Annotated in this window: 13 protein-coding genes; 8 read left to right on the top strand and 5 right to left on the bottom strand. The window is 61.5% G+C overall.

Going from position 1 to position 12693, the window contains the following annotated elements; translation table 11 throughout:
• The first annotated feature begins 127 nt into the window (after nucleotides 1-127).
• From KGB03_RS11630 to KGB03_RS11640, 3 genes are all read left to right on the top strand, one after another.
• Nucleotides 128-781: a DUF2238 domain-containing protein gene (locus tag KGB03_RS11630; protein WP_223527128.1), complete on the top strand. Its 654-nt coding sequence runs from the start codon at nucleotides 128-130 to the stop codon at nucleotides 779-781.
• A gap of 155 nt (nucleotides 782-936) precedes the next feature.
• The gene (locus KGB03_RS11635) at nucleotides 937-2157 is read left to right on the top strand and encodes a GntR family transcriptional regulator (protein WP_223527129.1); all 1221 of its coding nucleotides are present in this window, start codon (nucleotides 937-939) and stop codon (nucleotides 2155-2157) included.
• Between the two features lie 36 nt (nucleotides 2158-2193).
• Complete coding sequence (locus tag KGB03_RS11640; RefSeq protein ID WP_223527130.1) at nucleotides 2194-2820, top strand: glutaminyl-peptide cyclotransferase; 627 nt, start codon at nucleotides 2194-2196, stop codon at nucleotides 2818-2820.
• A gap of 20 nt (nucleotides 2821-2840) precedes the next feature.
• On the opposite strand, the gene KGB03_RS11645 is transcribed toward KGB03_RS11640, so the two are convergent.
• Nucleotides 2841-3701 carry a CAP domain-containing protein gene (locus tag KGB03_RS11645; RefSeq protein ID WP_223527131.1) on the bottom strand — a complete coding sequence of 287 codons (861 nt, stop codon included), beginning with the start codon at nucleotides 3699-3701 and terminating at the stop codon, nucleotides 2841-2843.
• 173 nt (nucleotides 3702-3874) lie between these two features.
• On the opposite strand from KGB03_RS11645, the gene KGB03_RS11650 reads away from it, so the two are divergent.
• Entirely contained in the window at nucleotides 3875-4282 is a 408-nt protein-coding gene (locus KGB03_RS11650; protein ID WP_223527132.1) for a hypothetical protein, read from the top strand.
• Here the strand turns inward: KGB03_RS11650 and KGB03_RS11655 are convergent.
• Nucleotides 4230-5120: a DMT family transporter gene (locus KGB03_RS11655; protein WP_223527133.1), complete on the bottom strand. Its 891-nt coding sequence runs from the start codon at nucleotides 5118-5120 to the stop codon at nucleotides 4230-4232. The genes KGB03_RS11650 and KGB03_RS11655 overlap by 53 nt on opposite strands.
• A gap of 83 nt (nucleotides 5121-5203) precedes the next feature.
• Here KGB03_RS11655 and KGB03_RS11660 point away from each other — a divergent pair, with 83 nt between their 5' ends.
• Together KGB03_RS11660 and KGB03_RS11665 are read left to right on the top strand one after the other, a co-directional pair.
• Nucleotides 5204-6535, top strand: coding sequence for a PLP-dependent aminotransferase family protein (locus KGB03_RS11660; protein ID WP_218538566.1), 1332 nt, complete (start codon nucleotides 5204-5206; stop codon nucleotides 6533-6535).
• Nucleotides 6536-6733: 198 nt separating this feature from the next.
• Nucleotides 6734-8005, top strand: coding sequence for an epoxide hydrolase family protein (locus tag KGB03_RS11665; RefSeq protein ID WP_223527134.1), 1272 nt, complete (start codon nucleotides 6734-6736; stop codon nucleotides 8003-8005).
• 10 nt (nucleotides 8006-8015) lie between these two features.
• Here KGB03_RS11665 and KGB03_RS11670 read toward each other — a convergent pair whose 3' ends face one another.
• Nucleotides 8016-8804 (bottom strand): alpha/beta hydrolase, encoded by a 789-nt coding sequence (locus KGB03_RS11670; protein ID WP_223527135.1) that lies wholly within the window; start codon nucleotides 8802-8804, stop codon nucleotides 8016-8018.
• 234 nt (nucleotides 8805-9038) lie between these two features.
• Between KGB03_RS11670 and KGB03_RS11675 the strand changes: the two genes are divergently transcribed.
• Complete coding sequence (locus tag KGB03_RS11675; RefSeq protein ID WP_223527136.1) at nucleotides 9039-9983, top strand: aldo/keto reductase; 945 nt, start codon at nucleotides 9039-9041, stop codon at nucleotides 9981-9983.
• An 18-nt stretch (nucleotides 9984-10001) separates the two neighbouring features.
• Here KGB03_RS11675 and KGB03_RS11680 read toward each other — a convergent pair whose 3' ends face one another.
• Nucleotides 10002-10682 (bottom strand): glutathione S-transferase family protein, encoded by a 681-nt coding sequence (locus KGB03_RS11680; protein WP_223527137.1) that lies wholly within the window; start codon nucleotides 10680-10682, stop codon nucleotides 10002-10004.
• 147 nt (nucleotides 10683-10829) lie between these two features.
• On the opposite strand from KGB03_RS11680, the gene KGB03_RS11685 reads away from it, so the two are divergent.
• Nucleotides 10830-11201 carry a nuclear transport factor 2 family protein gene (locus tag KGB03_RS11685; protein ID WP_111448673.1) on the top strand — a complete coding sequence of 124 codons (372 nt, stop codon included), beginning with the start codon at nucleotides 10830-10832 and terminating at the stop codon, nucleotides 11199-11201.
• A 45-nt stretch (nucleotides 11202-11246) separates the two neighbouring features.
• On the opposite strand, the gene KGB03_RS11690 is transcribed toward KGB03_RS11685, so the two are convergent.
• Nucleotides 11247-12638, bottom strand: a complete 1392-nt coding sequence (locus tag KGB03_RS11690) for an aldehyde dehydrogenase family protein (protein ID WP_223527138.1) — start codon at nucleotides 12636-12638, stop codon at nucleotides 11247-11249.
• Between the last annotated feature and the right edge of the window lie 55 nt (nucleotides 12639-12693).

A 12693-nucleotide genomic window follows, 5' to 3' on the forward strand; every position in this document is an offset into this window, starting at 1 on the left:
CGGCAGCCGGGGTGGGCGGCGGGACGATGACGTTGTGAGGGCAACCTTTTGTCGGTGGGCGTGAACCGGACTCGCGATCAATTGATCCCTGTAGAAGGACTCACTCTCCGACTGAGGAACTCAAACCATGCAGCCCAAGGCACACCAGCGATACGACCTGACGCTGCTGATGCTGTTTGTGTTGATCGTCGTGGTGTCGGGTTATTCACCCCGCAGCCGAGTGGATTGGGCACTGGAAAACCTGTTGGTGCTGTTCCTGGTGGGCACACTGGTGGCGGTTTCTGGCCGGTTTCGCCTGTCGGCGGTTGCCATCAGCCTGGTATTCGTTTTCCTGTGCATTCACGAACTGGGTTCCCACTACACCTATGCCAAAGTGCCGTACGACCAGTGGTGTTCAGCCTTGACCGGGGTCAGCCTCGATAAAGCGCTGGGGTTGCAGCGCAATCATTTTGATCGGCTGGTCCATTTGAGTTATGGGCTGTTTATGGTTTATCCCATTCGAGAAGTGTTGGTGCGCCTGACGCCGTTGCGGGGTTTCTGGTTGGTGTTTATGGCGTTGAACATCATTCTGTCGACGTCGGCCATTTACGAAATGGTGGAATGGATCGGCGGCGCCTACCTGGGCGACGACACTTCGCGTGCCTTCGTCGGTGCGCAGAACGATCCCTGGGACTCACAGAAAGACATGGCATTGGCGGTGGTCGGCGCCTTCGTCAGCGAGTGTGTGGTTTTGCTGTGCAAACAAAAGCGCGCAGTTCCTCAGGCTGAGCAACCGTTTTAAATCACCGATAAGAAAAACCGATACCCGCTTAAGGATTTCCCTGCGGCGGGGCAGGTACTTGCGGCTTTAGAGTCACGCCCTCGTGATGGCGCATCGTGAGATAGACTCAACAGCGAACATCCGACAGTGGGAGTGACAACGGTGGCGGGATTGCGATGGACTCGCTGATCACGGCCGCAGCGCATGCACTGGCAGCGGGTGATCCGCTCGGCGCGCTGAACCGGGTCGCATTGCGCGACGATGCGCCGGCGCTGGCGTTGCGCGGGATTGCGATGGCGCAACTCGGCGATCTGGTGCGAGCCAAGGCGCTGGTGCAGAGGGCGGCGCGGGCCTTCGGTCCGAAGGAGGCCTTGGCTCGGGCGCGCTGTGTGGTCGCCGAGGCCGAGATCGCGCTGGCCTCCCGGGAGTTGGGCTGGCCGGTGAAGGCGCTCGAGTCAGCGCGGGTGACGCTTGAGACGCACGGCGATCGAGTGAACGCCGCTCATGCGCGGTATCTGCAGATTCGGCGTTTGCTGCTGATCGGGCATCTCGAAGAGGCTGACGTGCTGCTCGCCGAGCTTGACCCCGCGCCATTGCCGCCGGCATTGCGCGCCGCCCACGAACTGGTCGTGGCGGGGATCGCGATGCGACGACTCGAGACGAACAAGGCGCGGTCTGCACTCACAAGGGCCGAGCACGCTGCGCGCGATGCCGATATTCCTGCGCTGACGGCCGAGGTGGAAAACGCTGCCCTTGTCCTGAACACGCCCGTCGCGCGTTTGATTGCCCATGGCGAAGAACGGCCTCTGTTGCTGGAGGAGGTTGAAGCGTTGCTCGCGTCCACGTCGCTGGTCGTTGACGCCTGTCGCTACGTGGTGCGTGGCGCCGGCATGTCGGTCTCCCTCGCCACACGCCCTGTCTTGTTCGCCCTCGCACGGGCACTGGCCGAAGCGTGGCCAGCCGACGTGTCGAGGGAAATGCTGATTGCCCGGGCCTTTCGTTTGAAGCATGCCGATGAGTCCCTTCGCGCGCGGTTGCGAGTCGAAGTCGGGCGACTGCGCGCGGCGCTGAAACCCTTGGCCGGTGTGACGGCTACCCAGCGCGGGTTTGCCCTGGTGTCGCTGGTTGCCTCCGACGTTGTGGTGCTGGCGCAACACGTCGAAGAGAAGCACGGGTCGGTGTTCGCTTTCCTTGTCGATGGTGAGTCGTGGTCGAGCTCGGCCCTGGCGCTGGCCCTTGGCGTCAGCCAGCGCACGGTGCAACGGGCACTCGACGAACTGGCCCGCGCGGGCAAGGTGCAGTCGTTCGGTCGCGGTCGGGCGCGTCGCTGGATGACCCCGCCGGTGCCGGGTTTCGCGACGACCTTGTTACTCCCGGTGCCACTGCCGGGTGACTAGGATGAACGTCACCCACCCGTAACGAGGAATGCCAACATGAAACAGTCAGCAGCCAAAATCGTTCGTGAATATGGACCCTTTGCCGGTGTCGACAAGGTGCACGGCGTCACCTGGGACGGCCGGCACGTGTGGTTTGCCACCGGCGACAAACTCAACGCCCTGGACCCGGCGAGCGGCAAGACACTGCGCTCAATCGATGTCGCTGCCCATGCCGGCACCGCCTTCGACGGCCAGCACCTGTTCCAGATCGCCGAGGATCGCATCCAGAAAATTGACCCGCAGACCGGCCGTGTACTCGCGACAATTCCGGCGCCTGGCGGCAGTGACTCAGGGCTGACGTGGGCGGAAGGGACGCTTTGGGTCGGCGAGTATCGGGATCGCAAGATCCATCAGATCGATCCCGAGACCGGCGCGATTCTGCGCACCCTTGAATCCAATCGTTTTGTCACCGGGGTGACCTGGGTCGACGGTCAGTTATGGCATGGCACCTGGGAAGAAGACGAGAGTGAATTACGCCATATCGATTCGACCACCGGCGAGGTGTTGGAGAGCGTGAAGCTGCCGGCCGGCGTCGGGGTGTCGGGGCTTGAATCGGATGGTGGCGATCAGTTTTTCTGCGGCGGCGGTGGCAGTGGAAAGGTGAGGGCGGTGCGGCGCCCCTGAATAAGGCGCCGCTCAATCATTCAAGGCGCGCCAAACAACATCGTCCAGTAAACGCCTTCATCACTGCGCGCGTCCGCCGCATAGGCTGCGCCCATCTGGGTAAACATCGGGTTCATCAGGTTGGCGCAATGTCCCGGGCTGGCTAGCCAGCCCGACATGGCCTTGCTCGGTGAGCCCTGGCCGGCGGCGATGTTCTCGCCGATCTGCCGGCCACGGAAACCTGCGGCTCTGGCCCGGTCTGCGGGCATGTCACCGTCGGGGTCCTTGTGGGCGAAGTAATTGCCGTAGGCCATCGCCTTGCTGTGCCCTTGCGCCGCTACGCCCAGGGCTGCGTTCCAGGCCAATGGCCGTGCGGCGGCGAAGCGCTGACGACCGCAAAGTCGCGGCGTGGAGCGTGCCGCATTGACCTGTGCCAGCAACGCTTTGCTGACGGCACGCGAATCACCCACGCGACTGTCCAGCACGGGCTGCGCCAGCACCACCTGCCATTCACTCCGGGCGCGACTGACGCCAATGTCGGCATATTGGGTATCGAGCAACGCCCCGCAGTAATCGCTCTGGAGCATGTCGAAGGCCTCATCGGCATCCTGAGCCCCGACCACGCGAATCGTGCGAACGGTCACCGCCTGATAGCCGGACGCCTTCAATCGATCGCGCAAACCGCCGCCATAGCCGATCGGCAAAGCCAGGTTCGACTTCAACGCCAGCGGTGATAACGCACGACCCGCGCGCCCCAGGCATCGATCGGGATGAGCGCGGTAGTCGTTGATGGCTTCCACCAACTGCCTTTCAGCACCGGCGTGGGCGGGGTTGGCGAACAGGGAAAACAGAGGAATGAAACAGAGCGAGGCAACGCGAACGAACAGGCGGGTTTGGCGCATGGATGAATAGCTCTGAGCGGGCAAGTGGAATTCACGGCTCGGCTATGACTGGCGCTTCAACACAAGGTTCACGGGCGAAAGAGACATATTTGCGGTGGCATCAGTGCGTCCGTCAAAGAGGACATGGAGGTGTCGTATGATGGCTTCTTTTTACCCGTCACAAGGATTCACCCATGCCGTTGAGCAAACGCGATCAGGCGCAGATCGAGCGTCGCCTGATTTCCACCCTGACCGAGGCGTGTGAGACGGCCAAAGTGGACATCGTCGGGTTCTGCTGGCTGACCCACGAGATCGACTACGACCTGTTTCCCTCCAGTCTGCGGGTCATCTGGGTCTTCGATACGCAGGCCAACAAGGATCAGGCGCTGGCCAGCGGGCAGGGCGAGCGCATGTTCGAGTTGACTGCCGTTGCGTTACGCGAAGCGGACGTTCTCGTCAGCCCGGTATCGGCCCATGTGCAGTTCGATTCTGAAGAAGCCTGCCAGCGCGCCAATGGCGGAAACTGGCAGCAACGCTTGTCGCGCTCGCTCACTTCGAAAACTTTCGCGCCCCGGCCACGCAAAGGATCACCGCGACGGTAACCCCCAGCATGCCGATGCTGACGTGCTCGTGAAGCAGCGTGGCCGCCAGCGCCAACCCAAAAAACGGCTGCAGCAGTTGCAGCTGGCCGACGGCGGCAATCCCTCCTTGGGCCAGCCCGCGGTACCAGAATACGAAGCCGATCAGCATGCTGAAGAGCGACACGTAAGCCAGGCTCAACCACGCGGCTGGGGTGACTCCCGAGAACGAAGCCGGGGCCATGAACCAGGTCAGCGGGACCATGACGGGCAGCGACAGGACCAATGCCCAAGAGATCACCTGCCAGCCTCCGAGGGTTCTTGAAAGCTTCGCACCTTCGGCATAACCCAGCCCGCAGGCGAGGATGGCCAGCAGCATGAGGATGTCGCCAGTCGGCGAAGCGGTCAGGCCTTGGGAGACGGCAAACCCGACGACCAACGCGCTGCCCAGCACTGAGAAGAACCAGAACACCGGCCGTGGACGCTCCCCGCCGCGCAACACGCCGAACACCGCAGTGGCGAGTGGCAACAGGCCAACGAAGACGATGGAATGCGCCGACGTCACGTACTGCAGCGCCAGCGCCGTCAGCAGCGGAAACCCCACTACAACGCCCATTGCCACGATCGCCAAAGGCATAAGCTGATGCTTGGCCGGACGTTTTTCTTTAAACAGCACCAGCATGCAAAGGGCCAGGAGCCCGGCAATCGCCGCTCGGGCAACGGTCAGAAACACCGGGTCGAATTCCAGCACGGCCAGCCGTGTGGCCGGCAGCGAGCCGCTGAAAATCAGCACGCCGATGAACCCGTTGAGCCATCCGCTCGCGGTCTTTTCCGTTGTTGGGTTTTGCAGGGTCCGTTCCATGTGAGGGCTCTCTGAATTTGCAGAGATCCATCGTATGGTCGATGATCACTACAATCAAAAAATTGTCATGGATACATCTCGACATGCCTCGCTCACGGTACAAGTCATTAGTGGATGCTTTGGCGGCTGACATCCGGTCTGGCCGATTGTTGCCAGGCACGCGCTTGCCGACGCATCGCCAACTGGCGGCGACAGAAGGGCTGGCGCTGGTGACCGCCAGCCGGGTCTATGCAGAGCTCGAAGCCATGGGCCTGGTCAGCGGCGAGACGGGGCGAGGCACGTTCGTGCGGGAGACGTCTTTGCCGCCGGGCTTGGGCATCGACCAGAAGAACGTTGCCGTGGGAATGACCGACCTCAACTTCAACTATCCCTCGCTGCCAGGGCAGGCAGAACTCTTGCGAAATGCCCTGCGCCAACTCGCCTCGGGCGGTGATCTGGAATCCCTGTTGCGCTACCAGCCACACGCCGGGCGCCTGCATGAGCGCGCCTCGGTGGCGCGTCATTTACTCGCCCGAGGGCTGACGGTGGAGGCCGAGCAAGTGCTGATAGTCAGTGGCGCTCAGCATGGGCTGGCCGTGACGATGATGGCGCTGCTGCAACCCGGTGATGTGATTGCTGCGGATGCGCTGACCTATTCAGGGTTCATCGTGCTGGCCGAAGCCTTGCACCTTGAAATCGTGCCCATTCCCGTGACCGAACAGGGGCCTGATCTGGAGGCGCTGGACCGTCTGTGCCGAAGTCGCCGCGTGCGGGCGGTGTACTCGATGCCGACGCTGCACAATCCACTGGGGTGGGTGATGAGTGCCGATCAGCGCGATTCGCTGGTGACGATTGCGCGCAAGCATGACTTGCTGATCATCGAGGACGCCGCCTATGCGTTCCTTGCCGAGAACCCGCCGGCACCGATAGCGCAACTCGCACCCGAGCGGACCGTTTACGTTTCAGGACTCTCCAAGAGTGTGGCCACCGGACTGCGCGTAGGTTTCGTCGCCGCCCCGGCCGAAAAAGTCCCCGCGCTGGAGCGCACGATCAGGGCGACCACCTGGAATACTCCGGGTGTGCTGACGGCGATTGCGAGCACGTGGCTCGACGATGGCACCGTCATGCAACTGGAAGCTGAAAAACGCCAGGATGCGCAGGCCAGGCAAGCCATCGCCGCAGAAGTGCTGACGGGCCTTCCCTGCATTCGCCACCCGTCGTCCTATTTTCTTTGGCTGCCTCTGTCTGAAGATGCGAGGGCCGACCAGATCGCCGCGGCGCTGCTGCGTGAAAAAGTCGCGATTTCAACCGCTGAGCCTTTTGCGACTTCTGCCCATGTACCGCATGCGATTCGCTTGGCGCTGGGGTCGGCAGAGATGGGCGCACTGCGGGAGGCACTGGAAAAAGTGAAGTGGGTGATTGGTGCCTATTCATAGCCCGAAGTCGCCCACCGCCATCTATATTGAAAGGTCCAGTCCGCTGCAGATTACGCAAGCGCCCTGACGCGTGGCGAAGCTTTCGCCCTTGCGATATGGCATTACCCAATGCGTTCTCTGGCCGGTTGGTAAAGCGTCTTCGGTGACCGATAAGCGCACACTCATCACTCATCGTGACCCTCAACTGAGGTAATGAAGATGAAGCACCCATTCGCGGTCGCTATCGCGACCCTCGCGCTTTGCGTCTCTGCCCTTGCCAGCGCCGCTCCCGCCGCCGATCCCCAGGTCATTCAACCCTTCCACGTCAATGTTGCGGACAAGGACCTCACCGATCTGCGCAACCGTATCGCGGCGACCCGCTGGCCGGACAAAGAGACGGTTTCCGATCGATCACAGGGCGCACAGCTGGAACAACTGCAGGCGCTGGTTCGCTATTGGGGCACGGACTACGACTGGCGCAAGGCCGAAGCGCAGCTCAATACTCTGGCGCAGTACGTGACCACCCTCGACGGGGTCGAGATCCACTTTATCTGGGTGCGCTCCCCGCACCCGAACGCTTTGCCGATGATCATGACCCACGGTTGGCCAGGCTCGGTGTTCGAGTTCATCAAGGTCGTCGGTCCGCTCACCGATCCGACCGCGCACGGGGGCAATGCGGCAGATGCCTTCGATGTGGTGATTCCGTCCATTCCTGGCTACGGCTTCTCCGGCAAACCGAGTGGTATCGGTTGGGACCCGGACCACATCGCGCGGGTCTGGGCGCAGCTGATGCAGCGCCTCGAGTACACCCACTACGTCGCCCAAGGTGGCGACTGGGGCGCGCCCATTACCAGCGCGATGGCGCGCCAGGCGCCGACCGGGTTGCGCGGCATTCACCTTAACCTGCCCGCCACGATACCGGCGGAAGCGAGCGCGGCGCTCGCTGTCGGCGGACCGGCACCGGCGGGATTTTCCGACAAGGAACGCGCGACCTACGACGCCGTCGCCACGCTCGTCAAACAGGGGAACCTGGCGTACAGCGCGATGATGGCCGCGCGGCCGCAGATGATCGGTTACGGCGCGACGGATTCACCGGCCTTCCTCGCCGCGCTCATGCTCGTGCATCCAGGCTTTGCCCGGTGGACATACGGCGCCGACCCCCAACAGTCACCGACCAAGGATGAAGTGCTGGACGACATCACCCTCTACTGGCTGACCAATAGCGCCGCCTCGGCAGCCAGGCTCTACTGGGAGAACATGGGGCGAAGCCCGCTTTCTTCGGCCGCACAGAAGACCACCGAGATTTCGCTGCCGGTGGCCGTCACTGTGTTTCCAGAGGATGTCTACTGCCCGCCAGAAACCTGGGCCCGGCGCGCTTATAGCAACCTGATCTACTTCCACCAGGCCGACAAGGGCGGCCACTTCGCGGCCTGGGAACAGCCGCAGCTGTTTACCGAGGAGCTTCGCACCGCGTTCCGGTCGCTGCGCTAGTCGCCGCCATTTACAAACCAGCGCCCAACACCTTGAGGTACTGGGGGCTCTCGGATATCGAGTTGTGCCCCGTACCCGGTATGACCTTCAGCGACGCCACCCCCTTGGCGAAATGCGTGAAGAGCCGCTCGGTGCTGGAACGCGGTATCACTTCGTCGTGCTCCGCCGCGATCAACAGCGTCGGCACCGTGATGTGGGCGGCGTATTTCCAGGATTCAAAGGTGTCCTTGAGCAACCACTTCACCGGGAAAATGGGGAACTGCCGGGCGGCGAGTTCTTCAACACTGTTGTAGGGCGTGATCAGCACCAGACGCGCCGCCGGGCGTTGGCTGGCGAGGCGCACGGCGACGCCCGAGCCCAGGCTGCGACCGACCACCGTAATGTGTGGATGGGTGGCGTAGACCAGATCAAACAAGGTCAGGGCGTCGCGCGAAATCATCTCCTCGGAGGGCGATCCGGAACTGCCACCGTAGCCTCTGTAGTGCAGCAAGTAGACGGCGTGATCGGCAAAGGCTGCGGAAAACGAAGGCAGGCTCCGGGAGACATCTTCGGCATTTCCACCGAAATAGATCAACGCGTTCGGCCCCTCGTGAGGCCTGACAGACACCAGCACCTGCGCGTCGTCGACCGATAACGTGAGCAGCGTTGCCGAGGTGCCGACGGCGCGGGGTTGCGGGAAGTAGATGAGGGCGCGCTGGAACACGAACAGCGCAGCGCAGAGCGCCAGATACACGACGGCGATGATGACGACGGTTGACACCAGGATGCGTGGCATTCGGCTAACTTTAGTGGGCGGCATTGGCGGCTCTGGCCTGAAGACGGCTATCGCTTGATCGCTGTCAGAGTGTAGTAGACCGATCGCGCGACGCACCGGGAGGGCGCCCGGCCCATCGCTGTGAAATGGCTCAACGTCCTGCCGTCGGAAAGAGCGGCGCAGTCGCGGGTAGCTATGCTGATGTGGCCCGCCTCGTGCGTGCGGCGCGAGAAGTGCAGTGGACCGTGGCTGACAGCAAAAATGTGGAAGGGCAATTTCATGAGCCACACTGATGGCTACACGCGTCGAAAAATACTCACGCTGGCTGCCGGTGCTTCGGCGGTTTTCACCTTCGATCCGGCTTTTGCAGCATCCACGCCGTCGACCGAAACAGGAGGCAAGAACATGCTGACCCGGGCCATTCCATCCAGCGCCGAACGCTTGCCGATCGTTGGGCTGGGCACGTATCGCGGTTTTGATGTCGAGCCTTCAAGTCCGGCCTACAAGCAACTGCCTGCGGTGCTGCGTGCGTTGTTCGAGAAGGGCGGGAAGGTGATCGACAGTTCGCCCATGTACGGCCGCGCTGAACAGACGACCGGTGAGCTGCTGTCGATTCATGAGCCGCGCTCGCCGGCGTTTCTGGCCACCAAGGTGTGGACCCGTGGTCGCGAAGAAGGCATCGCGCAGATGGAACAGTCTTTCAAGCTGCTGCAGACCGACCGGATCGACCTGATGCAGATTCACAACCTGCTGGACTGGAAAACCCATTTGTCCACGCTGCGCAAATGGAAGGAAGAAGGGCGCATTCGTTACATCGGCATCACCCATTACACGGCGTCGGCGTATGACGAGGTGGAAGCGGTGCTCAAGGCCGAGCCGTTGGACTTTTTGCAAATCAACTATGCCCTGGACGATCGTGGCGTCGAGAAACGCATCCTGCCGCTGTGTCGCGAGCGGGGCGTGGCGGTGATCTGCAATCGGCCCTTCGGCGGCGGTGATTTGCTCGCGCGCTTGAAGGGCAAACCGCTACCGGGTTGGGCCGCGCAAGTGGGGGTCAACAGTTGGGCGCAACTGGCGCTCAAGTTCCTGCTGACGCATTCGGCGGTGACCTGCGTGATCCCCGGCACCAGCAACCCGCGTTACATGGCGGAAAATGCCGGTGCCGGTTTTGGTCCGATGCTGACGGGGGCGCAGCGCGAGCAGTTGATTGACGTGGTGGGGTAGGCGAACTTTCGAGGCCGGTCAGGTGTTGTCCGGCGGCTGGCGAAATCGCTTCGGGATCGCCTCTTCAAATGGATAAAACGAAAACCAGGGCCTGGCTTCGTCAATGACCCGCTGGACGGACGGCCTGTTCATCAGTCTGTCGAAATAGGCTTTCAAGTGGCCATAGTCGTCGGGGAACGGCTCGAGCGTGCTGGCATAGAAAAGCGCCGGGGCCGCGGCGCAATCGGCCAGACTGAAATCTGCACTGGCGAGCCAGATTCTCGACGCCATCTGGTGGTCGAGCATGCCGTACGTTGTCCGCAGTGTGGAACGTTCTCTGGTCAAATCGCCGTGAGCGTCGCGGATGCGATCGAGCACGATCTGTTGCAGCGGCGTTTGTAGGTAGTGGTCGCAGATTCGGTCCCACAGACGGACTTCCAGCGCGGTGTCCCAATCGTTGGGAACGAGTGGATGTTCACCCGGATAAAATCGGTCCAGGTATTCGATGATGATCGTGGTCTCCGCCACGTTGCGTTGGCGAGCATGGTCGCGGATGACCGGGAACTTGCCGAACGGCCACAGCGCTTGCAGCTCTGTTCTGTCTGCATCGTTGGCGAGATCGATGATCCGCTTTTCGAAGTCGACAGCGTTTTCATAGAGCGCGATGAGCACTTTGTGGCAGAACGACGACAACGGATGGTAGTAAAGAGTCAGCGACATCTCTCAGCTCCTCGAAAGGCAAGTGACCCTCATCATCATAGTCGCCGTCCAGGACGGTCAGGCGCGCGGTGCTAGACTTTCAGGGTGGAATAGACGTTCGAACAAACTGATCCGGCGGTGCGAGGACGAGAACGCTGGAGGTATGACATGACGACTCAATCGCTGGCTAAAGAACACATCAACGTGGTGGTCCGTAATTATGTGGAAGGCATGGTGTTCGCCGATGAAGCCTTGCTGCGACAAGCCTTTCATCCTGCTTGCCGCATCATTGGCCATTACGAAGACAAGCTTGAATGGTTATCGCTGGAGGAATTTATCGGCGCGATCAAGGCCGAAGGGCCGGCGCCCAAAGAGGTCAAACCATTTTGGGAAGTACTCAGCATCGATATCACGGGCGATGCCGCCGCGGTAAAAGTCATTGATGAATATCTCGGCATGCGCTTTACCGATTATCTGTCGCTACTGAACATCAACTATCGCTGGATGATTGTGAACAAACTGTATTACCTGAACGAATAGCACGTGAGCCCGGGAGCCAAAGGGCTCCCGGACATCGTTATGCAATCAGTGCCGATCCAGCCACACCGTCTGGGCATTGCAGAATTCGCGCACACCGAAATGCGAGAGCTCACGGCCAAAACCGCTTTTCTTCACGCCGCCGAAAGTGACACGCGGATCGGAGGCGCAATAGCCATTGATAAACACACCACCGGTTTCCAGTTCATCGGCCATCTGCTCGGCAAGCTCGACGTTGCGTGTGTAAATGGTTGAGGCGAGACCGAATTCGCTGTCATTCGCCAGTGCCAGAGCATGGGCCGCATCGCGTGCGGTGATGATCGAGGCCACCGGGCCAAACAGCTCCTGTTTGAACGAGGTCATCTGGTCGGTGACATCACCGAACACCGTGGGCTCGTAAAAGTTGCCGGGGCCTTCAGCCTTCTTGCCGCCCATCAACAGCGTCGCGCCTTCTTCCAGGGTGTCGCGCACCTGTTGATCCAGTTCATCACGCAGATCAAAGCGGGCCATCGGGCCGATGTAGGTGTCGGAGGCCAGTGGATCACCGACTACCAGTTTTTGCGTGGCTTCGACGAACTTACGTGTGAATTCCTCGACGATGCCTTGCTCGACGATCAAGCGTTTGGCCGCTGCGCAAACTTGCCCGGTGTTCTGATAACGGCCAATCACGGCGGCTTTGACCGCTTCGTCGAGGTCGGCATCGTTGAGCACGATGAACGGATCGGAACCGCCCAGTTCCAGCACGCACTTCTTCAGCGCCGCACCGGCTTGAGCGCCGATGGCCATGCCGGCTCGCACGCTGCCAGTGAGGGTGACTGCTGCGATACGGGGATCGGCGATTGCGCTGGAGACGCCGTCCGGCGTGACATTGATGACTTCGAAGACACCTTCGGGAAAGTCGGCTTGCTTGAAGGCTTCGCGCAACAGATAGGCGCTGCCCATCACGTTGGGCGCATGTTTGAGCACGTAGGTGTTGCCGGCGATCAACGCTGGAACGGCGCCGCGCAGAACCTGCCAGATCGGGAAGTTCCACGGCATCACCGCGAGAATCGGGCCGAGTGGGCGGTATTCAATGCGCGCTTTCCCACCTTCAACCAGCGTCGGCTCAGCGTTCAGCATCGCCGGGCCGTGTTCGGCGTACCACTCGCAGAGTTGCGCGCATTTTTCGATTTCGCCGCGCGCCTGAGTGATCGGCTTGCCCATTTCCAGGGTGATCATGTTCGCCATCGCGGCGGCGTTGTCGCGCAATGCCTTCGCCAGGGCGATCAACAACGGCGAGCGTTGATCAACCGGTTTGCTGCGCCAGGCGCGGAACCCGGCAGCGGCGCGGGACAGGGCGGCGTCCAGTGCTGATGCGGATTCGAAAGGGTAGTGGCCGATCTGCTCGCCGTAGGCGGGGTTGATCGAAATGGCATGGGTGAGGCTGGAAACTTGAGTCATGGCACCGTCCTGCGAGGTGGGGATGCGCTCAGGTTACGGTGGCGTTTGTTTTCTG

The sequence above is a fragment of the Pseudomonas sp. BF-B-26 genome, assembly GCF_019956495.1.
Taxonomy (GTDB): domain Bacteria; phylum Pseudomonadota; class Gammaproteobacteria; order Pseudomonadales; family Pseudomonadaceae; genus Aquipseudomonas.